This is a genomic window from Ruegeria atlantica, assembly GCF_947495585.1.
GTDB classification, from domain to species: domain Bacteria; phylum Pseudomonadota; class Alphaproteobacteria; order Rhodobacterales; family Rhodobacteraceae; genus Ruegeria; species Ruegeria atlantica_G.
The window spans coordinates 150,746-170,726 of record NZ_CANLZK010000008.1 but is presented as its reverse complement, the minus strand read 5'-3'; the positions used below and the strand labels follow the sequence as shown (position 1 = coordinate 170,726).

Genomic DNA, 19,981 nt, shown 5'->3' with positions numbered 1-19,981 from the left:
TGACATGGGTCAAAAGCGCATCGTGCAGACACCTTTTGTCACATCCTACCAGCTTGCCGCCTGAGCCATGCAATAAAAGTTTTTGCTGCCGGACGCAGAGGGAAATCGCCAGTAACAAGGTGATATCCGCTGCTTTCGGGCTCGCGAAACAGTTCGATGATTTGGCCCGACGTGATTTCTGCTTCGACAAAATGCCGCGCCGTGACGGTTACGCCCTGCCCCGCGCGCAGCCCTTCCAAAAGCAGATTGCCGGGCAATGAGATTCGCCCAGCGTTTGGCCCGTGCCCGACACCACGTCGGGCCAGCCAGTTGGTTGCCTCGGTGGTGCCGAACTCTTCCAGCCAGGGCAGTTCGCTGAGCTCGTCGGGCGTCCACGACGTTTTTTCCCCCACCAGATTGCGGGCCGCGACGATCACCATTGGGCTTTGCAGCAACATTTCTGTACGGACACCGGGCCATGTGCCCGCACCATAGCGGATGGCCACATCGACACCGCCGGGATCCAGGCTGACCAGTGCAGGTGACGGATCAAGCGCCAATTGGATATCCGGATGTTCGGCCTGAAATGCAGGCAGGCGGGGCATCAACCATGACGCGGCAAAGGACGACGTCAAAGATACATGAACCGGACGATCCTGTTTGGATTGGGTCAGTTCGACCAAGGCATCGCCAATCGCACCGAACCCAAGATGCAGTGCGCGCGCCAACCTTTCACCTTCTGGCGTCAAGGTCATGGATTTGCCGGTGCGGTCCAACAGCGCAATTTCGAGGTGCTTCTCAAGCGCGCGCAATTGCTGGCTGATGGCAGCGTGGCTGACATTCAGTGAGTTGCCCGCTTCCACCACATTCCGTGTCGCCGCAAAAGCGGAAAAAGCTCTGAGCGATGCGAGCGGCGGCATTTCCATCCAGTTCATATGTAAGCCCTGATTACATATAGAAATGCTAATTGAGTCGCATTTTGCAGTCTGAAAATCAATCCTGATGACAGAAGAAACAAAACTCAGGAGATGTCAGATGCTCTCAATTCTTGCAAAGTCATTCATGATCGCCACCCAGACACATGAGTTGGATGAACCAAAATCATCGGATCGATCTGACAGACAAAAGCAACGCTGGTTGCCGGAAAGTCATTGGTGGAGGCAGCACAAACGCGCCAGTTTTTCGCAATGCGACTAGCAAACCGAAGCCCGCGTCTGGACCACCTCGCTGGTGATTTGTAAGGTAGAGAGGCAGCACCGGCTGTTCAGGAAACGCGCGAACAGATGGAACAGCCGGTGCCTCAACCTTCGGACGGCGAACCGTCCGAAGGTATTCTTTTGCGGTTACTGACCGCCACCCAACTGGTGGACATAGGCGGTGACAGCGCGGATTTGCGCGTCGCTCAGGCGATTTTCCCATGAAGGCATCACACCAAAGCGGCTGTTGGTCACCGTTTCTGTCAGAGCTTCCTGGCTGCCGCCGTATAGCCAGATGGCGTCGGTCAGGTTCGGAGCACCTTGGGTGACATCGCCCTTGCCGTCTTCGCCATGGCAAGAGGAACAGTTGTCCTCAAAAACAACTTTGCCCGCCTGCGCCGCCGCATCGTCGCTTTGCGCATTGGTCAAAGACATGACGTATTGCACGACTTGGGTGACTTCTTCTTTTTCGAGGATTTCACCGAAGGCTGGCATCTCGGAATAGCGCGCGTCGTCGCTTTCTTCATTCCGAATACCGTAGGCAATGGTGGTCTCGATATCTTCCAGCGAACCGCCCCAGAGCCATGCGTCATCCAGCAGGTTCGGGAAACCCGGCGCACCCTGCGCGCCCGAACCGTGGCACTGTGCGCACCATGTCCGGAATACCGCGCCGCCCGCGTTGACCGCATATTGCTGCAGCTCGGGATCTTTCGAGACATCCTCAAGCGAGGTTTCAACCAGTTTGGCGTTCCACGGCGCATTGGCTTCTTCGAAAGAAACGATCTCTTCCTGCACCAATTCTCGCGATGACCAGCCAAGAACACCGGCGGTTGCGGACTGAACCAGCGGCCAGGCAGGATACATGATCGTATAGATCACGCCCCAGATAATGGTGACGTAAAAGGTCCACAGCCACCAGCGCGGCATCGGGTTGTCGAACTCTTCGATGCCATCCCAGGAGTGTCCGGTTGTGTTTGGATCGCCCGGCTGTTTTTCAGGTGTCTTGCTCATTGCCGCGCCTCCTTGGATGTGGCGGGTTTGTCGCCCCCATGGGGCGCAGCTGTTTCGTCGCCTCTAAGGGGCGCTGGGGCATCTTCGTGCCGGAACGGGATGTTGGCAGTATCCTTGTATTCTTTGCTGGCTCCGGGACGGAAAACCCAGATCACGATGCCAACAAAGAAGACAAACAGTACCAACAGCATCCAGCTATCCGCGAATTGCCTCAGGATTGTGTATTCTTCCATCACACCCTCCTTTAGCGGCTCGGGTCTGGGGTGAAGGTCGAGAAATCGACCAGCGTTCCCAGCATCTGCAGATAAGCAACCAACGCATCGGCCTCGGTCAATTCCGGCTGACCGTCGAAGTTACGAATGCTGACCTTGTCACCGTACCGTTCCAGCAAACCGTCATAGTCGCTGTCCGGGTCGGCCTGCGCACGGAAGTCGGCCTGTGCGTTTGCCAGCATCTCTTCGGTATAGGGCGTGCCCACGACAGCATTCGCCGCCATAACATCACCGATGTACTTGCCGTCGATCTTGCGATGCTCGAGGAAGCCGTATTTAGGCATTACCGATTCAGGCACTACTGACTGCGGGTCACGCAGGTGATCCACGTGCCACTGGTCGGAATAGCGGCCACCGACACGGGCCAGATCAGGACCGGTACGCTTGGACCCCCATTGGAACGGGTGGTCATACATCGATTCAGCCGCCAGCGAGTAGTGGCCATAGCGTTCGACCTCGTCCCGCATCGGGCGGATCATCTGGCTGTGGCAGGTATAGCAGCCTTCGCGGATGTAAATATCACGGCCCGCCATTTCGAGAGGGGTGTAAGGGCGCATGCCCTCCACCTTCTCAATGGTGTTCTCAAGATAGAACAGCGGGGTAATCTGCACGATGCCACCAATGGTCACGACCAAAAAGCTGAAGATCAGCAGGAGGGTCGCGTTGGTCTCGAGGATCTTATGTTTGTCGAGAATTGCCATTGCTCCGGCCCTCCTTATTCAGCCGGGACCGCGACGGTCAGGCTGGCCTCTTTGGCCGGCGCTTTCCGCACTGTCATCCACAGGTTGTAGCACATGATCAACGCACCAGCGACGAACATCACGCCACCCAAAGCACGCACCACATACATCGGGAACTTGGCAGCCACGGTGTCAGCGAACGAGTTCACCAGGAAGCCGTTTGCATCCACTTCACGCCACATCAGGCCTTCCATGATACCGGTGACCCACATCGACGCGGCGTAGAGCACGATGCCGATGGTGGCGAGCCAGAAGTGCCAGCTGACCATCTGCAGCGAATACAGACGCTCGCGCTTCCACAGGACAGGCACCAGGAAGTACAGCGCACCAAAGGTGATCATGCCGTTCCAACCCAGCGCGCCCGAGTGTACGTGACCAATGGTCCAGTCAGTATAGTGCGACAGCGAGTTCACCGCACGGATCGACATCATCGGGCCTTCAAAGGTGGACATGCCGTAGAAGCCGACCGAGATCACCATCATCCGGATCACCGGGTCGGTACGCAGCTTGTCCCACGCGCCAGACAGAGTCATCAGCCCGTTGATCATACCACCCCAGGACGGCATCCACAGGATGATCGAGAACACCATGCCCAGCGTCGACGCCCAATCCGGCAGCGCGGTATAGTGCAGGTGGTGCGGACCGGCCCAGATATACAGGAAGATCAGAGCCCAGAAGTGGATGATCGACAGTTTGTAACTGAACACCGGACGCTCGGCCTGTTTTGGGATGAAGTAATACATCATGCCCAGGAAGCCCGCGGTCAGGAAGAAGCCCACGGCGTTGTGGCCGTACCACCACTGGATCATGGCGTCTTGTACACCCGACCAGACGATGACCGATTTCGAACCCCAAATACTGACGGGGACGGTCATGTTATTTACCAGGTGCAGCATGGCGACTGTGACGATGAAAGCCAGATAGAACCAGTTTGCCACGTAAATGTGCGGCTCTTTCCGTTTGACGATCGTCCCCAGATAGACGGCCAGATAGGCCACCCAGACGATGGTCAGCCACAGGTCAACATACCATTCGGGTTCAGCGTATTCCTTGGACTGGGTCCCGCCCAGAACGTAACCGGTTGCGGCGAGCACGATGAACAGCTGATAGCCCCAAAATACAAACCATGCCAGATTTCCGCCCCACAGGCGCGCGGCGCTGGTACGCTGCACGACGTAGAACGATGTCGCGATCAGCGCGTTGCCGCCAAAGGCAAAAATCACCGCCGAGGTGTGCAGCGGGCGCAAACGGCCAAAGTTTAGATAACCTTGCGCCCATTCGAAGTTCAGCACCGGAAAAGCGAGCTGAAAGGCGATAAAAGTCCCCGCAAGGAACCCGACCACCCCCCAGAAGGCAGTTGCGATCACGCCATAGCGGATCACGTCATCCATGTACTCGGCCGAACGGTCGACGAGGATATCTGGCTCATCCGTATTTCGCAGCGTCCAGATGAACAATCCACCGGCGATCAGCATCACCAGAATTGCATGCACCTGATACGCCAAATCGCGTGCGTAATTGGTTCCGATCGCCGCGAATATCGCGATCAGACCAAGCACGATCAGCTTGATGTAATTTGACATATTGCGTCCCTTTGCCATGCCCCGCGCGATTCTTATTTGTCGCGGAACCCTTTTGACTGGCCGTTGTTTTGTCGGACAGCGGCCAGTCTCGCTTTGATCTGTATCAAGACAATAGCCCGAAATCTGTGACAATCCTAAGCCTTAGACTGAGTTGCATGGCCGCATGCCACTTAGCCCTGAAGACAAGAGGTCAAAATGGCTTACAAATCTCTTCTCACAGTCGTAACGGACTCGGGACAATCACAATCAGCGTTGGCGCAAATGGTTGCACTGGCAAATGCACAGGATGCGCATGCCGAAGCACTGTGCCTTGGCGTAGATCGAAGCCAGGCGGGCTATTACTATGCAGGTGCCAATGCGCTGGTCCTGCAAGAAACGCTGAGCCGGGCCAACGCAGACGCCGAAGAACTGCTGACGCACACACAGGAATATCTGGGCAAATCCGGTATTCGCTGGTCTGCAGAAAGCGGGGTCGCACAGATCGCCGATATTGGTCGGCACGTGGCGCATCGTGCCAGGTTCTCGGATCTGGTCGTCCTCCCGCAACCCTATGGCAAAGACCGCAGCGCCGAGGCTGAGCCTATTGTCGAAGCCGCCATGTTCGAAGGTCACGCACCCATTCTGGTCACGCCGGATAACACAACGCCATTTGAACGCCCCGGCACCATCATGATCGGGTGGAATGAAAGTGTCGAAGCCATGCGCGCCATCCGATGCGCCCTGCCTTTTCTGACGCAAGCCGATCTGGTTCGGATTGTCGTTATCGACCCGCCGCGCCACGGTCCGGACCGCTCTGATCCCGGCGGGCTGCTGTCTCAGATGCTGGCCCGGCACGGGACCAAGTGTGAGATTGACGTGCTCAGCAAAACTATGACCCGTGTTTCAGACATCCTGAACAGGCACGCCGCCGACAGCGAAGCGGACATGATCGTCATGGGCGCTTACGGCCATTCAAGGTTCCGCGAAGCCATCCTGGGCGGGGCAACCCGAAACATGCTGGAACAAGCCTCGGTCCCAGTGTTTCTGGCACACTGACTGTAAGTGTTTCCGATTCGGGGGGCCATCCGTTCGAACGGATGGCCTAAACGCGTTTTATGAGACCGATCACAAACAACAGTATGACCGCGCCGATGGTTGCGAAGAGTATCGCCGAAAACACACCACCACCGACCGAAAAACCCAGCGCCGGGAAAATCAGACCTGCAAGAAAGGCGCCCACGATCCCTACTATTATGTTTCCGATCAGGCCGAACCCACGGCCTTCCATAATTTTTCCCGAAAGCCACCCGGCGATCGCACCGATGACCAGCATTGCCAAAATGCTACTGAATTCCATGCCTTACTCCTGCGCGGTTCATTCACGCATTCAGTAAATCACGGCAGCGAGCAGCAGGATAGGCTTAAATCAGAAAGCCGCCATCCGAGTCGTCGCCGGCCTCATCCATCAAGCGCCGCATGTCGGGGATTGTCACGTGGCGTTTGCCTTCCAACTCGATAACCCCCTCTTTCTTCAGGGCCGAAATCTGGCGACTTACGGTTTCAAGCGTCAATCCCAGATAATCTGCCATAGCCTCACGCGTCAGCGGCAGGTCAAAGACAATCGGGCCAGGTTTTTGCTTGGGCGTAATTGAAGCGTCTCGCCGGGCAATGATTGACAACAGGCTTGCAATCTTTTCGCGCGCGGTCTTGCGCCCCAGAACCAACATCCATTCACGCGCCGCGTCCAGCTCATCCAGTGTCATCTGCAGAAGACGATGCGCGATATGTGGCGTGCTGCTCATCAAGGCTTCGAACGGTTTCTTGCGAAAACAGCACATGACCAAATCAGTTGTGGCCAGGACGTCATAAGGCGCTGATTCCCGTCCGGGCCTGCCTACAAAGTCACTGGGCAAAAGCAGGCCAACCATTTGCGTTCGACCATCTTCCATCGTTTGGGTCAACGAGGCGATGCCCGACACGACAGAGCCCACAAAGTTCATCTGGTCCCCCGACCAGATGACCGTTTGGCCCGCCTCAAAGGTCCGATAATACTTAATGCCTTCAAGCTCTTCCAATTCATCGACATCACAATGTGCACAGACGGCTCGGTGCCGAATGGGGCAGTCCGAACAGTTGGTATGGTCAAATTGCGCTTTTAACATCGTTCGCGGTTCCACTTGATCTCAGTCAAGGTTTCGTAGACGGCCGTGCCTTAACGGTATCGCTATGATAGTGAAACCGCAATTGTCAAAGCTTGGACTATTTGACGCGAAAGTCCCGCGTTACACAAGCTATCCCACCGCCCCACATTTCAGCAACGATGTGGGGCCAAGTCTTTTTGGTGATTGGATTTCCGGGATCAAGCCCGGCAGTTCTGTGTCGCTATACGTCCACGTCCCGTTCTGCCGCAGGCTGTGCTGGTTCTGCGCCTGCCGGACGCAAGGCACTCAGACCGACCACCCGGTGATCGCCTATGTGGATGTCCTCAAGGCCGAGCTGGACCTACTGGCCGCCCACCTTCCTGCGGGGGTAACCCTTTCGCGCCTGCATTGGGGCGGTGGTACACCCACCCTGCTGAACCCCGATCTGATGCGCGATCTGGCCGCCCGGATTCTTGAGATTGTCCCGTTGGGGCCGGATGCAGAGTTCTCGGTCGAAATCGACCCGAACGAGATTGACGAGGGTCGGCTCGATGCATTGGCCGAAGCCGGCATGAACCGTGCGTCTATCGGAGTGCAGGATTTCGACGACGAAATCCAGAAAACCATCGGGCGCATCCAGAGTTACGACACCACCCGCAAGGCTATAGAAATGATCCGCGCGCGCGGCATCGCCAGCCTGAATGCCGATATTCTGTATGGCCTGCCGCACCAGACCAAGGCGCGGATGACTGAAAGCGTGCAGAAATTGCTGTCGCTCAGCCCGGACCGGGTGGCGTTGTACGGGTATGCGCATGTGCCTTGGATGGCCAAGCGGCAACAGCTGATCCCGACGGATGCCCTGCCAACGCCCGAAGACCGCCTGGATCTGTTCGATACGGCCCGGCGCCTGTTCCTGTGGGACAAGTATACCGAAATCGGCATTGACCACTTTGCCACGCAGGATGACGGGCTGACGCACGCACTGAACACGGGAAGGCTAAAGCGCAACTTTCAGGGCTACACCGACGATCAGTCCGACGTTTTGATCGGGATTGGTGCAAGCTCGATCTCGCGATTCCCGCAAGGATACGCCCAGAACGCACCCGCGACGTCGGCGCATACCAAAGCGATCCGCGAAGGCCGCTTCTCAATATCCCGTGGGCACTTGTTCAAAGGCCAAGACGTCTTGCGCGCCCGATTGATCGAAGCGTTGATGTGCGATTTCCGTATAGATACCGCCGAGATTTTGCGCGACCACGACATCACCGCCGCGGAATTGCAGGGGATGTACCAGACCGCAAACACAACCTTCGATGGGTTGCTAAGCGTCTCTGAAGACGGCCTGTTCATCCCGCCCGAGGCGCGCGCGCTAACCCGAATGATCGCCCGCACCTTTGACGCCTATGATCTCAGCAAGGCGGGACACAGTTCGGCGATCTGATACCGACGCAGGACAGGACTTGACGCGGAGGGTGGGTTTTCCCCACACTTGTAGGGCGGGTGGAAATCCGCCCCGTGCCTGAGGCAGGCAGAGTACCAGACAGTATGTGCCGACGCGTTCGCGCTCGACCGCCTTTTTCGTGCAGCCGTTCTGCAACTTGAAAGAGGGACTGCATCTATGCGCGTTTTTTCTGTCCTCGGCCCCAGCCACTCGGGCAAAACAACACTGGTCGAGGCCATCAGCCGCCTTGATAGCCGGCCAACCACATTCGACGTTTCCGGAACCGTGCATTTGCACGGTTTTTCTTACTTGGACGAACCCTGGTGTGCCATCGACGTGAATGGTGGCAGCGACACCATGGCTTATGTAGGCCCTGCCATGGCGATCTCGGATGCTGCTGTCGTCGTCGTACCGCCCGACCCGGACGCCGCCGTGCTTTGCGCCCCTTATCTGCGGCTGGTCGAAGAGGCGGGTATTCCCTGCTTTCTGTTCATCAATCGCATGGACACCCCAAACGGACGTATCCGCGATATCATCGCCGCTCTGCAAACCTACTGCACACACCACATCGCATTGCGGCAGGTTCCAATCCGCGATGGCGAGGCGATCATCGGCGCGGTCGACCTGATCTCGGAACGGGCATGGAAGTATCAGGAAGGGCAACCCTCGGCCCTGATCGAACTTCCGCAGTCCGTTGAAGACCGGGAACAGGAAGCCCGAACCGAATTGCTGGAGACGCTTTCAGATTTCGATGATCATCTGCTGGAACAACTGATCGAAGACAAACAGCCGCCCAGCGCAGAAATCTATGATCTGGCCGCGCAGGTTCTGCAAAGCCACCAGTTGATCCCGGCCTGCCTGGGGTCTGCCAGCCACGGCAACGGGCTGACCCGTTTGATGAAAGCGCTGCGTCACGAAGCCCCAGAATTCAATATCGCCGCCGGGCGGGACGAAGCAGCCGAAGACGCGCGTGCAATTGCCGGGTTCGCGGATGTCAAAAAGCACATCGGAAAAATCATCGTGCTGCGCGGTCTGGGCAAGGGCGTCAAAGCGCATGAAGCTTTAGGCGGCGAAACGGTTGGCAACCTGACGACACTGGATGCCAAAACCCAAATTTCGGAATTGGAAGCTGGTCAGATAGGGCTGGCTGTGAAATCCGACCACCTCAACCCCGGCAACCTGTATGACAGTACCGGAGCCACACCGTTACCGGAGTGGGCCGAGGCCCATCCGGCCGCCCACCGGCAAATTGTGTCGCCGGCACATGAGCGTGACGATGTACGCCTGTCCAACGCGTTATCCCGACTGGTCGAGATCGACCCCGGACTGCACCTGCAGCACGATGAACTGAGCGGCCATGCGGTTCTGGGATCGCAAGGGCCTCAGCATATGCGCCGGGTCAGTGCCAAACTGGCTGAAGACTTCGGTATCGAGATTGAGACCCAGACGGTTGAGACTGCCTATCGCGAGACCATCCGCGCACCGATCGAACATCGTCATCGCCACCGCAAACAATCCGGCGGCGCAGGACAATTTGCCGATGTGGTGATCTCGATCGCACCGACCCCACGTGGGGCCGGGTTCGAATTCGAAGAGATCGTCAAAGGGGGCGCTGTGCCCAGAAACTATATCCCATCGGTCGAACACGGGGCCAAGGATGCGCTGGTTCAAGGGCCTGAAGGGTTCCCGGTTGTGGATGTCAAAGTCACGCTCAGCGACGGCAAGCATCACAACGTCGACAGTTCCGACTATGCGTTCCGCACTGCGGGCAAGAACGCGGTGCGAGAGGCTTTGCCGCAGGCGAAACCGGTGGTCCTGCAACCCATCCTGAACGCCGAAATCCACTTGCCCTCGGATTTCGTGGGCGACCTGGTGCCTACGATCAGTTCGCTGCAGGGTCAGGTTCTGGGCTTTGAAGGCAACCCCAACGCGTCTGGATGGGAGATTTTCAATGCCCAACTGCCTGCTGTGGCCGAAGACGAGTTACACCGCACCCTCGCAAGCGCGACACGCGGCACCGGGTGGGTAAAACTGCAATTCGATCATTACGAAGAGCTTCGCGGCCCGGTTCCAAAATCCGCGGCACGCGAAACAGCGAATGCCTGAAAGCCCCGGGCGGGCTGGTTTCAGCCCGCCGCCGCAATCAGTTCGCGGGTATAGTCTGTCTGGGCGTTTTCGAACAGATCTTCGGCTGACCCCATTTCGATCACGTCACCGTTTCGCATGACAATCACATTGTGGGACATCGCACGCACGACTTTCAGATCGTGGCTGATAAATAGGTAGGCCAGTCCGTATTTACGCTGCAAATCGCGCAACAGGTCGACGATCTGAACCTGCACAGTCATATCCAGGGCGCTGGTCGGTTCATCCAGAACCAGCAATTTGGGCCTGAGGACCATGGCTCGTGCAATGGCAATACGCTGACGCTGCCCGCCCGAGAATTCGTGCGGATAGCGGTCCATCGCAGCCGGGTCCAAGCCCACTTCGGTCATCACTTCGGTCACCAGCTCCCGTGGCGAGCGGTGCGGGTCGACCTTGTGGATCGCCAGCCCCTCGGCAATAATCTGCTGGCAGGTCATCCGGGGACTGAGGCTTCCGAATGGGTCCTGAAACACAATCTGCATGTCCTTGCGCAAGCGCCGCAACTCTCGCGTCGACCAGCGGCGTACATCCTGATCGCGGAAGGTTATCGCCCCTTCGGACGCAATCAACCGCATGATCGCCAACGCCAGCGTTGTCTTACCTGAGCCGCTTTCGCCCACAATCCCTAGGGTTTCACCGGCGCGTACGCTGAGCGTTGCATCGTTCACCGCCTTCACATGGCCAACTGTGCGTTTCAGGAACCCGCGCTGGATCGGGAACCAGACCTTAAGATGGTCGGTGCGCGCCACTTCTTCGGCGTCGGGGGCTACAGGATCGGGATGACCGGATGGTTCCGCCGCCAGCAGCTTGTGGGTGTAAGGATGTTGGGGGTTGTCGAATATCTCCTGGGTCACGCCGGTCTCGACAATCTCGCCGTCCTTCATCACACAGACCCGGTCGGCGATACGGCGCACGATCCCAAGGTCGTGGGTGATGAAAAGCATCCCCATATTCTCAGATTTCTGAAGCTCGGCCAGCAATTCGAGAATCTGCGCCTGAATGGTCACATCCAGGGCCGTTGTCGGCTCATCCGCGATCAGGATATCGGGCTTGTTGGCAAGTGCCAGGGCGATCATGACGCGCTGGCGTTGGCCACCTGACAACTGATGCGGATAGCTGTCCAGGCGCTCCTCGGGATCGCGGATGCCAACCTTAGTCAGCAGTTCGACAATCCGGGCCCGTGCAGCATCACCTGTCAGACCCTGGTGCAGGGCCAGTGACTCGACCATTTGTTTCTGGATCGTGTGCAGCGGGTTGAGCGAGGTCATCGGCTCCTGAAAAATGAAGCTGATATCGTTGCCGCGTACATCCATCAGGTGCTGGTCAGACGCGCCGATCATCTCTTGCCCTTCATAGGTGACCGAGCCTTCAACAATTGCACTGTCACCCAGCAAAGACACTGTCGACAGCGCAGTGACTGATTTGCCGGATCCGGATTCGCCCACCAGCGCAACCGTTTCACCCCGATCCACAGTAAAGGACACGCCCTTGACTGCTGCGCTCACCTGCCCGTCTTGACGGAACGAGACCTTGAGGTTGTTCACATCCAGCAGGCTCATGAAAAGGTCTTTCTGGGATCAAATGCATCGCGCACGCCTTCGAAGATGAAGACCAGTAGCGACAGCATGATGGCAAAGGTAAAAAAGGCGGTGAAGGCCAGCCAGGGTGCCTGGAGGTTCTGCTTAGCCTGCAAGGTCAACTCACCCAAAGACGGGGCGGAAGACGGCAGGCCGAAGCCCAGAAAATCCAGTGAAGCCAGGCCGCCGATGGTGCCCGTCACGATAAAGGGCATGAAGGTCAGCGTAGCGACCATCGCATTGGGCAGCATATGGCGGAACATGATCGTCATGTTGCCCACACCCAGCGCCCGTGCGGCGCGCACATATTCCAGATTTCGCGCCCGCAGGAACTCAGCCCGGACAACACCCACAAGCCCGGTCCAGCTGAACAGGATCATTAGCGCGACAAGCAGCCAGAAACTTCGACCCAGAATGGCGAACATGATGATGATGACGTAAAGCGAAGGCGTCGCTGACCAGATCTCGATGATCCGTTGGAAGATCAGGTCCAGCCAGCCGCCAAAAAAGCCTTGAATAGCCCCGGCAAAAATTCCCACAAGACTGGCCACACCCGTGACCATAAGCGTGAACAAAATCGACAGTCGGAAGCCATAAATTACACGGGCCAACACGTCGCGCTTGGTGTCATCCGTGCCCAGCAGGTTTTGCCCGTTGGGCGGTAGCGGCGCTGCACCAGGGCGATCAACGCTGGTGTTGAAGGAATACGGAATCAACGGCCAGACGGCCCAGCCACGCTCGTACCCTTCTGCCTGGAATGTACCGGCCTTGATTTCGTCGATAATCCCCTCGGGATCGTCAAAACAGTCTTCGATGCCACCGCTGTCGATCAAACACTGAACCTCGGGGTCGCGATAGATCGCCTCGGTCTGGAAATCACCGCCGAATTCGGTTTCCGCGTAGAAATTGAAGATCGGTGTGTAAAATTCACCCCGGTATTTTACGAGGATTGGTTTGTCATTGGCGATGAACTCGGCGAATAGCGATAGGCCGAAAAGGACGGAAAAGACCATCAGCGACCAGAATGCACGCCCATTACGACGAAAATTGCGCCAGCGACGCTGGTTGAGAGGGGAAAGTGCCATTTACCCCTCCCGCTTTTCGAAATCGATGCGCGGGTCGACCAGCACATACATCAGGTCACTGATGATGCCGACAACCAACCCCATCAGGCCAAAGATGAACAGAGTGCCGAAGATCACCGGATAGTCCCGCGCAACGGCTGCCTCGAACCCCAGACGGCCGAGACCGTCAAGCGAGAAGATCGTTTCGATGATGATCGACCCCCCGAAGAAGACGCCGATGAAAACCGCAGGGAATCCGGCGATTACGATCAGCATCGCGTTGCGGAAAACATGGCCGTACAAAACCTGACTTTCGCTCAGACCCTTGGCGCGGGCGGTCATTACATATTGTTTTTTGATCTCGTCCAGAAACGAGTTCTTAGTCAGCAGAGTCAGCGTCGCAAAGGCAGAAATCGTCAGCGCGATAATCGGCAGGGCAATGTGCCAGAAGTAGTCGACGATCTTGCCAAACAGGCTGAGGCTGTCCCAATTGTCCGAGGTCAGCCCCCGGAGCGGGAATATCTGCCAATAAGATCCCCCGGCAAACAGAACCAACAGCAGGATGGCAAACAAGAAGCCGGGAATAGCATAGGCTACGATGATCGCGCCACTGGTCCAGGTATCAAACTGTGACCCGTCCTTAATCGCCTTGCGAATGCCCAGCGGGATCGACACCAGATATGCGATCAGCGTGGACCACAGACCCAGCGAGATCGACACCGGCATCTTCTCCAACACCAGGTCGGTTACGCTGATGGACCGAAAATAGCTTTCGCCAAAATCCAGCGTCAGGTAGTTGCCCATCATGTTGAGGAACCGCTCAACCGGCGGTTTGTCGAACCCGAATTCCTTTTCCAGCTCTTCGATAAACTCGGGCGGAAGTCCACGCGCACCAATGTAGCGGTCATTCGTGCCGCCAGTCTGTTGCTCGATGTCACTGCCGCCGCCGGCGATCCCTTCGAACACATCGCCGCCACCTTCCAACTGGGCGATGATCTGTTCAATCGGTCCGCCAGGAACGAACTGAACCAGCGTGAAGTTGACGATCATGATCCCAAGCAGGGTTGGGATGACCAGCAACAGTCGTCTAAGAATATATGCTCCCATGGGGGCGGATTACCTCAAGGCGCCGGAGGATTTCAACTCGGCTTCTTTCTCTTCGTTGATCCACCAGAGGTCTTCAACACCCAATGCGTAAGGCGGCAGATTTTCCGGGTATTCGTACATGTCCCAGTAGGCAACCCAGTGCTTGCCCAGATACCACGTGGGAACCATGATCCGCTTGGCGCGCAGGACGCGGTCCAATGCGCGGACATTTGCAAACAGCTCTTCGCTGTCTTCGGCAGAGGCAATGTTATCGATCAGCGGTTCGATATCCGGGCCATGCACACCCGACGGGTTGAAGACCGAGTAAGAGGCCGCTTCGGTTCCGAACTGCTGATACAACCCTGTCGACGGCTGCAACGACCTCGGGTACCCGCCAACAATCATGTCGAAATCACGGTCCCGGCGGCGCAAGGTGAACTGGGCGTTGTCCACGCGGTTGTAGCTCGCATCAATCCCCATTGCCCGCAAATTGGCGACGAAGGGTTGAATAAGCCTGTCCAGCGTTGGCTGGTCGGACAGAAATGCAACAGACAGCACTTCGCCCTTGTCGTTGCGACGAATGCCGTCATCCCCAACAAGCCAGCCAGCTTCGTCCAGCAGTTTCATCGCCTTGCGCAAGTTGCCACGGTCATTTTGGCGGGCGGCCCGGGATTCATGCGCCGAGACCGGTTCTTCGGTCAGGATGGCCGGGTCCAGCGCGTCACCCAACTCCTGCAACACCTCAAGCTCGCGCCCTTCGGGCAGGCCGGTCGCCTCAAGATGCGTTCCTTCCCAGAAAGAGCTGCGCTGCTGGAATAATCCATATTGCAGACTCTCATTTGTCCATTCGAAATTATATGCCAGCTGGATAGCTTCGCGAACGCGGGGGTCCTGAAACTTTGGCCGGTCAAGGTTCATGATGAAGCCCGACGCCGACGGCACATTTCCGTCTGCCAGTTCAGCCCGCACGACAGAACCATTCGCAATTGCCGGGAAATCATAGGCCGTTGCCCAGCTTTTCGAGTTGTTTTCCTGCCGAAGGGTAAACGTGCCCGCCTTGAACCCCTCCATCGCAGCAATGGAATCGGCGAAATACTCGACGCGGATGGTGTCAAAGTTGTTGCGGCCCACGTTGACGTTGACATCGTTGCCCCAATAATCGGGGTTGCGCTTATAGACGATGCGCCGGTTGATATCATAATCATCCAGAACATATGGCCCCGAGCCGATACCCGGATCGAGCCGCGACTTGTCCAATCGGCGGTTTTCAGGGTCTTCCTCGAACCATTTCTTAGAGAAAATCGACGTGGCCCCAACTTGAGAAATCCGGCCTCGGCGGGGGAAATCTGGCGAGAAGTAGAACTTTACACGATGGGTATCCAGCGCCTCGGCCTTGGGGATCCGCTGGCGAATTGCGTCGGCATAAGATTTCAGCCCTTGGTCCAGCAGCAGATTATGGGAAAACACCACATCTTCGGCCGTCACCGGTGTGCCGTCGGAAAACCGCGCCTCGGGGCGGATGTTGAAGATCACCCAATCATAGCTTTCGGGGTACTCCAGGCTTTCGGCGAGTAGGCCATAATAGGCCGCTGGTTCGTCATAGGATGGAACCAGCAGGCTTTCGTAGTGATCTGCCGACCTCGCACCAGCCCGGCCCTGCCTGGTATAGGGATTAAAGCTGTCGAACGTGCCTTGCGCCGCATAGGAGAGTTCTCCACCACGTGGCGCATCCGGGTTCACATAGTCGAAATGCGCAAAACCGTCCGGATACTTCAAATCACCGAATTCCGAGAACCCGTGTGATTTGATGATCTTTTCCTCAGCAAAAAGCTGAGTTGCAGCGGCTGCACAGAGCAATGCCCCCAAAGCCAGAATGTGAACTAAGCGTCCGAAATCCCTTGTTCGCGCTAAAGCGGTAACTCGATTGGATTTCATGTGGTTCATCCCCTGCTCGTTGACGTCTTTAATATTGTTTGCGGCAGCTAAAAGACCAGCACTGCCAGTTTCAAGTTTAGAGTGCGTGAACACTTTGTGAAGATTTACTTAGACAAAAAATAAAGCCGCTGCACGGGGCAGCGGCTTTTGAATGCGTCAAAACTGAGCGAAAGATCAGTTGATGGTCTGCAGGTAGGCAATCAGGTCGGCCCGTTCCTGCGGTTTTTTCAGACCCGCAAAGCTCATGGATGTACCTGAAATATAGGCACTGGGGCGGGTCAGGAACGCATCCAGCGCTTCGGGTGTCCAATTGCCGCCATGGGCTTGCATCGAAGCTGAGTAGCCAGTGAAACCTTTGGCTGAAGCAACCGGGCGATCCACGATTGCAAACAGGTAGGGGCCAGTGCCGTTGGCGCCGTCTTCCAGCTTGTGGCAGGCAGTACATTTACGGAAAACCCGCGCGCCCTTATCTGGGTCTGCGGCGGCCAGCATGTCTTCGAACACCACTTCTTCGCCGTCAGCGCTTTCACCGGAGCTTTCGGTTTCGATAATATACGAGGCCGTCTCACCATGCCCATCCGCATGGTAAAGCACTTCGGCACCCCATTTGGCCAAAAGCAGCACCAGGAAGGTGCCAAACAGGCCTGCTGCGGCCTTGGTAACTGTCATCGTGTCGAACATTGATCGCGAGTCCATTTCAGCTGTCTGCGGGGTGTCTAAGGCTTCCCCTTACAAGAGGCAAGGTATAGACACCGCGACTAAACGCCCAATTATCGAACTTGTTGCACGGAATCGACCAAATGACCAAACGTATTGCATTTCAGGGAGAACCCGGCGCCTACAGCCACGAGGCCTGCCGTAATGCCCGCCCCGATATGGAGGCCCTGCCCTGCCGGACTTTCGAAGATGTGATCGAATCGGTGCGCGCAGGTGAGGCTGAATTGGCAATGCTGCCGGTCGAAAACACCACGTATGGCCGGGTCGCCGATATCCACCGTTTGCTTCCCCACAGCGGGCTGCACATCATCGAAGAAGCGTTCGTGCGCGTTCACATCAACCTTCTTGCCGTTCCAGGGGCCAAAATAGAGGATGTCACCGAGGCACACTCGCACCTGGTTCTGCTACCGCAATGCGCCGGGTTTTTGAAAGAACACAACATCAAGGGACGTGTCAGCCCCGACAACGCGCGTGCGGCCCGCGAGGTCTCGGAACAAGGCGAGGTGCATTCAGCAGCATTGGCCAGCGAGTTGGCCGGCGAAATCTACGGCTTGAACGTTCTTGCCCGGCACATTGAAGACCGCGACAACAACACCACGCGCTTTCTGGTGATGTCACAGCAGGCCGACATGTCACGCCGCGGAGAACATGGCATGATCACCAGTTTTGTTTTTCAGGTGCGCAACATTCCGGCTGCGCTTTACAAGGCGATGGGTGGGTTTGCGACCAACGGCATCAACATGACCAAGCTGGAAAGCTACATGGTCGATGGGTCGTTCACTGCGACCCAGTTTTATGCCGATATCGTGGGCCACCCGGACGACCGGAACGTACAGTTGGCGATGGAAGAACTGGAACACTTCACCACGAATGTCGAGATTTTGGGCGTCTACCCAGCGGCTCAACCGCGCGGCTGAAGCCACTTCGGCTCAAATCACGGAAAAGCTTTTGCACTGGGCACCCTCGTGCTCCCGATAATCCACAAAGCCCATCGCCGAATAATAGGCCAATCCTTCGGCGTTTGTGGCCGAAATGGTCGCATCAATGGCCGGTAGGCCACTTTCCCGTGCCGCCAAGAGCGTCGCACGAAACAAGGCACGCCCGACACCGCGCCGTGCGGCAAACGGGCGAATATGCGTTCCAATGACGCCCCACCCGACCGGAGCGCCATATGGGTTGTTTTCGACCGCCCATTTCAACGATTGAAATCCCAGGACCTGCTCCTCCTGAAAAGCAACAGAGCATCTGATCCGGTCGGGATCGGCCACGTAATGCTCGCGGGCAAAATCAACGTCGCAGCGCTTGTTACGCTTTCCGGTCGCTGCGATGTCCCGCAGCACCTCTGAGATACCTTGGGCATCCGTCAACACCGCCTCACGAACAATAAAGCTATCCATCTCGTTCCCACCAAAGCATTGGGTAATCAGCCACCATGAATGTGGCGTTGTTCCATTTCCCGTGCGAACTCGGTCAGGCGCAACTGAAACTGTCTGCGAAACCGGGATTGCCCAAGCCGGAGAGATTGTAACAGCAGCCGCGCAGGCAGGGATTTGGCCGACAGGGACATATCAACGCTTAAACGTGTGCGGCGCTGCGACAAGGCTAAAAGCTCGATCGTGGTGATGCCGTTCATCCCTTTGCTGGCGGCTTCGAACCGCATCAGAGACGGCGGGTCGCATTCGGCCATCTGCACGGAAATCTGACGTGGCTTTCCGCGCAACCTGAATTCTGTCTCCCAACTGGTGCCCGGTACAACGCCCAATTCGCCCGAAATCCGCCGGACCTCGATCCCGCGCCGCATCGCGATCCGTTCGAATCGGTCAAAGTCGGCCACCATTTCGAACACCGAGTTGATGGGAGCTTCGATATCTTCGCGCACTGTAAACTGCATTGTGGTTCGGGGTTCTCTCGCTTTTCAGAACAGTATTTTGTCAGTCCAATGTATCCGCAAGCCAGTTTTGTAAAAGAAAATGCGCAATCGCTCCCTTGCGGGCTGGCAGCAAAACGGGGTGTTCGCCGGCAAAGGCCTGCATCATCTCGGATTTGGTAACCCACATCGCATCTTCAATTTCGACCGGGTCGATGGTGATGTCGCGCGACAACGCCTCACCCGCGCAGCCGAACATCAACGAGGCCGGAAACGGCCAGGGTTGGCTGGACAGGTAACGGACCTCACCTACGGGCACTCCGGCCTCTTCCATCACTTCCCGACGGACTGCGGCCTCAAGCGTTTCGCCCGGTTCAACAAACCCTGCCAACAGCGAATACATCCCTTCTGGCCAGCCCGGTGAACGTCCCATCAGCACTGAATCACCTTGCGTAATCAACATGATGACGACCGGATCAGTACGCGGAAAGTGCTGCCCACCGCAGGACGAGCAACTGCGCTGCCACCCCGCCTGCGCGAGTTCGCTGGCTGCGCCACACCGGGCGCAAAACCGATGCGTTTCGTGCCATGCGGTCACCGCCTTGGCCGAGGCCGCGAGTTCGGCGTCACGCGTCGACAAACGGGTCATGATCCGGCGCAGTTCGGCAAAGACATGGCCGTGGGGCAAGTCCGGGTGCTGTTGCTCTGACTTGTCAATAAAGCCTCCGACACCGGACAGGTCCAACCCATCAGCCGTCCAGTCCGAAATATCAAAGGCAAACACCGGCGCATCGTCTGACAGCCCCAAGAATACAGGCTGCTCGACAAAACCTCCCGGCCCGGTTTCGACCAGCTTATGTGACATGGCGATCAGTCCCAACTGATCCAGCGCCTCGCCCTGAACCAAAACCTTACCGCGCCACAAGAGCAGGCATTTTGCATTGGGATGCCCCCGCGCCCCCGCGACCGCATCGGCATCCCCGCGAATATGCGCCGCACGATCCAGCCCCGAGCTACCAAACGTCACATATTCCGCATTTTTCATAAGTTATCCTTAGACTTGCCCGCACAGGGCTGCCATGTCGGCCCATCGGTTGCAACGGTATTTCACCCCCAAAACCACAGGTCGCCATCGAATGAACACAGCTAAGCCTTGCAATTCACTGTGATTAATCTTTTTGTTGAAAATGACTAAGACAAAACTGCCAAAAGTAGAAATTTGAAACCTTCCCCTTCTCTGCCTCCGCA

Annotated in this window: 19 protein-coding genes; 4 read left to right on the top strand and 15 right to left on the bottom strand. The window is 57.1% G+C overall.

What is annotated here, in order from left to right:
* Positions 1–38 precede the first annotated feature (38 nt).
* From QMP16_RS15005 to ccoN, 5 genes are all read right to left on the bottom strand, one after another.
* Complete coding sequence (locus QMP16_RS15005; protein WP_282153031.1) at positions 39–914, bottom strand: LysR family transcriptional regulator; 876 nt, start codon at positions 912–914, stop codon at positions 39–41.
* A gap of 408 nt (positions 915–1,322) precedes the next feature.
* Positions 1,323–2,186, bottom strand: coding sequence for a cytochrome-c oxidase, cbb3-type subunit III (gene ccoP, locus QMP16_RS15000; RefSeq protein ID WP_282153030.1), 864 nt, complete (start codon positions 2,184–2,186; stop codon positions 1,323–1,325).
* Positions 2,183–2,419: a cbb3-type cytochrome oxidase subunit 3 gene (locus QMP16_RS14995; protein ID WP_109310724.1), complete on the bottom strand. Its 237-nt coding sequence runs from the start codon at positions 2,417–2,419 to the stop codon at positions 2,183–2,185. The genes ccoP and QMP16_RS14995 overlap by 4 nt, the downstream gene beginning before the upstream one ends.
* A gap of 11 nt (positions 2,420–2,430) precedes the next feature.
* Positions 2,431–3,159: a cytochrome-c oxidase, cbb3-type subunit II gene (gene ccoO, locus QMP16_RS14990; RefSeq protein WP_058272496.1), complete on the bottom strand. Its 729-nt coding sequence runs from the start codon at positions 3,157–3,159 to the stop codon at positions 2,431–2,433.
* A 14-nt stretch (positions 3,160–3,173) separates the two neighbouring features.
* Complete coding sequence (ccoN, locus tag QMP16_RS14985; protein ID WP_108861216.1) at positions 3,174–4,781, bottom strand: cytochrome-c oxidase, cbb3-type subunit I; 1,608 nt, start codon at positions 4,779–4,781, stop codon at positions 3,174–3,176.
* Positions 4,782–4,976: 195 nt separating this feature from the next.
* Here ccoN and QMP16_RS14980 point away from each other — a divergent pair, with 195 nt between their 5' ends.
* Positions 4,977–5,816 carry a universal stress protein gene (locus tag QMP16_RS14980; protein WP_282153029.1) on the top strand — a complete coding sequence of 280 codons (840 nt, stop codon included), beginning with the start codon at positions 4,977–4,979 and terminating at the stop codon, positions 5,814–5,816.
* A gap of 46 nt (positions 5,817–5,862) precedes the next feature.
* Here QMP16_RS14980 and QMP16_RS14975 read toward each other — a convergent pair whose 3' ends face one another.
* Both QMP16_RS14975 and fnrL read right to left on the bottom strand, forming a co-directional pair.
* Positions 5,863–6,117 (bottom strand): GlsB/YeaQ/YmgE family stress response membrane protein, encoded by a 255-nt coding sequence (locus QMP16_RS14975; protein WP_058272498.1) that lies wholly within the window; start codon positions 6,115–6,117, stop codon positions 5,863–5,865.
* 64 nt (positions 6,118–6,181) lie between these two features.
* On the bottom strand, positions 6,182–6,922 hold the full coding sequence (fnrL, locus tag QMP16_RS14970; protein ID WP_109310721.1) for a transcriptional regulator FnrL: 741 nt from the start codon (positions 6,920–6,922) through the stop codon (positions 6,182–6,184).
* Between the two features lie 64 nt (positions 6,923–6,986).
* Between fnrL and hemN the strand changes: the two genes are divergently transcribed.
* Both hemN and QMP16_RS14960 read left to right on the top strand, forming a co-directional pair.
* Positions 6,987–8,342: an oxygen-independent coproporphyrinogen III oxidase gene (gene hemN / locus QMP16_RS14965; RefSeq protein WP_282153028.1), complete on the top strand. Its 1,356-nt coding sequence runs from the start codon at positions 6,987–6,989 to the stop codon at positions 8,340–8,342.
* A gap of 177 nt (positions 8,343–8,519) precedes the next feature.
* Positions 8,520–10,448 (top strand): elongation factor G, encoded by a 1,929-nt coding sequence (locus QMP16_RS14960; RefSeq protein ID WP_282153027.1) that lies wholly within the window; start codon positions 8,520–8,522, stop codon positions 10,446–10,448.
* Positions 10,449–10,468: 20 nt separating this feature from the next.
* On the opposite strand, the gene QMP16_RS14955 is transcribed toward QMP16_RS14960, so the two are convergent.
* From QMP16_RS14955 to QMP16_RS14935, 5 genes are all read right to left on the bottom strand, one after another.
* The gene (locus QMP16_RS14955; protein WP_282153026.1) at positions 10,469–12,046 is read right to left on the bottom strand and encodes an ABC transporter ATP-binding protein; all 1,578 of its coding nucleotides are present in this window, start codon (positions 12,044–12,046) and stop codon (positions 10,469–10,471) included.
* A complete protein-coding gene (locus QMP16_RS14950) occupies positions 12,043–13,149 on the bottom strand; it encodes an ABC transporter permease (protein ID WP_108861177.1) in 1,107 nt (368 codons plus the stop codon). Before QMP16_RS14950 ends, QMP16_RS14955 begins: the two co-directional genes overlap by 4 nt.
* A complete protein-coding gene (locus tag QMP16_RS14945; RefSeq protein WP_058279808.1) occupies positions 13,150–14,235 on the bottom strand; it encodes a microcin C ABC transporter permease YejB in 1,086 nt (361 codons plus the stop codon).
* Positions 14,236–14,244: 9 nt separating this feature from the next.
* The gene (locus QMP16_RS14940) at positions 14,245–16,149 is read right to left on the bottom strand and encodes an extracellular solute-binding protein (RefSeq protein ID WP_282153025.1); all 1,905 of its coding nucleotides are present in this window, start codon (positions 16,147–16,149) and stop codon (positions 14,245–14,247) included.
* Between the two features lie 174 nt (positions 16,150–16,323).
* On the bottom strand, positions 16,324–16,830 hold the full coding sequence (locus QMP16_RS14935; protein WP_058272647.1) for a c-type cytochrome: 507 nt from the start codon (positions 16,828–16,830) through the stop codon (positions 16,324–16,326).
* A 119-nt stretch (positions 16,831–16,949) separates the two neighbouring features.
* On the opposite strand from QMP16_RS14935, the gene QMP16_RS14930 reads away from it, so the two are divergent.
* Positions 16,950–17,783, top strand: a complete 834-nt coding sequence (locus QMP16_RS14930; RefSeq protein ID WP_058279807.1) for a prephenate dehydratase — start codon at positions 16,950–16,952, stop codon at positions 17,781–17,783.
* Positions 17,784–17,795: 12 nt separating this feature from the next.
* On the opposite strand, the gene QMP16_RS14925 is transcribed toward QMP16_RS14930, so the two are convergent.
* Genes QMP16_RS14925 through nudC form a run of 3 tightly spaced genes read right to left on the bottom strand, consistent with a single transcriptional unit; the run spans position 17,796 to position 19,778 of the window.
* Positions 17,796–18,263: a GNAT family N-acetyltransferase gene (locus QMP16_RS14925; protein ID WP_282153024.1), complete on the bottom strand. Its 468-nt coding sequence runs from the start codon at positions 18,261–18,263 to the stop codon at positions 17,796–17,798.
* A 26-nt stretch (positions 18,264–18,289) separates the two neighbouring features.
* Positions 18,290–18,757 carry an SRPBCC family protein gene (locus tag QMP16_RS14920; RefSeq protein WP_282153023.1) on the bottom strand — a complete coding sequence of 156 codons (468 nt, stop codon included), beginning with the start codon at positions 18,755–18,757 and terminating at the stop codon, positions 18,290–18,292.
* A gap of 40 nt (positions 18,758–18,797) precedes the next feature.
* The gene (gene nudC / locus QMP16_RS14915; protein WP_282153022.1) at positions 18,798–19,778 is read right to left on the bottom strand and encodes an NAD(+) diphosphatase; all 981 of its coding nucleotides are present in this window, start codon (positions 19,776–19,778) and stop codon (positions 18,798–18,800) included.
* Positions 19,779–19,981: the final 203 nt, after the last annotated feature.

Bases quoted from the DNA above. Each gene is read 5' to 3' on its own strand.
- QMP16_RS15005 (WP_282153031.1), bottom strand. From the start codon at position 914: ATGAACTGGATGGAAATGCCGCCGCTCGCATCGCTCAGAGCTTTTTCC.
- ccoP (WP_282153030.1), bottom strand. From the start codon at position 2,186: ATGAGCAAGACACCTGAAAAACAGCCGGGCGATCCAAACACAACCGGA.
- QMP16_RS14995 (WP_109310724.1), bottom strand. From the start codon at position 2,419: ATGGAAGAATACACAATCCTGAGGCAATTCGCGGATAGCTGGATGCTG.
- ccoO (WP_058272496.1), bottom strand. From the start codon at position 3,159: ATGGCAATTCTCGACAAACATAAGATCCTCGAGACCAACGCGACCCTC.
- ccoN (WP_108861216.1), bottom strand. From the start codon at position 4,781: ATGTCAAATTACATCAAGCTGATCGTGCTTGGTCTGATCGCGATATTC.
- QMP16_RS14980 (WP_282153029.1), top strand. From the start codon at position 4,977: ATGGCTTACAAATCTCTTCTCACAGTCGTAACGGACTCGGGACAATCA.
- QMP16_RS14975 (WP_058272498.1), bottom strand. From the start codon at position 6,117: ATGGAATTCAGTAGCATTTTGGCAATGCTGGTCATCGGTGCGATCGCC.
- fnrL (WP_109310721.1), bottom strand. From the start codon at position 6,922: ATGTTAAAAGCGCAATTTGACCATACCAACTGTTCGGACTGCCCCATT.
- hemN (WP_282153028.1), top strand. From the start codon at position 6,987: ATGATAGTGAAACCGCAATTGTCAAAGCTTGGACTATTTGACGCGAAA.
- QMP16_RS14960 (WP_282153027.1), top strand. From the start codon at position 8,520: ATGCGCGTTTTTTCTGTCCTCGGCCCCAGCCACTCGGGCAAAACAACA.
- QMP16_RS14955 (WP_282153026.1), bottom strand. From the start codon at position 12,046: ATGAGCCTGCTGGATGTGAACAACCTCAAGGTCTCGTTCCGTCAAGAC.
- QMP16_RS14950 (WP_108861177.1), bottom strand. From the start codon at position 13,149: ATGGCACTTTCCCCTCTCAACCAGCGTCGCTGGCGCAATTTTCGTCGT.
- QMP16_RS14945 (WP_058279808.1), bottom strand. From the start codon at position 14,235: ATGGGAGCATATATTCTTAGACGACTGTTGCTGGTCATCCCAACCCTG.
- QMP16_RS14940 (WP_282153025.1), bottom strand. From the start codon at position 16,149: ATGAAATCCAATCGAGTTACCGCTTTAGCGCGAACAAGGGATTTCGGA.
- QMP16_RS14935 (WP_058272647.1), bottom strand. From the start codon at position 16,830: ATGTTCGACACGATGACAGTTACCAAGGCCGCAGCAGGCCTGTTTGGC.
- QMP16_RS14930 (WP_058279807.1), top strand. From the start codon at position 16,950: ATGACCAAACGTATTGCATTTCAGGGAGAACCCGGCGCCTACAGCCAC.
- QMP16_RS14925 (WP_282153024.1), bottom strand. From the start codon at position 18,263: ATGGATAGCTTTATTGTTCGTGAGGCGGTGTTGACGGATGCCCAAGGT.
- QMP16_RS14920 (WP_282153023.1), bottom strand. From the start codon at position 18,757: ATGCAGTTTACAGTGCGCGAAGATATCGAAGCTCCCATCAACTCGGTG.
- nudC (WP_282153022.1), bottom strand. From the start codon at position 19,778: ATGAAAAATGCGGAATATGTGACGTTTGGTAGCTCGGGGCTGGATCGT.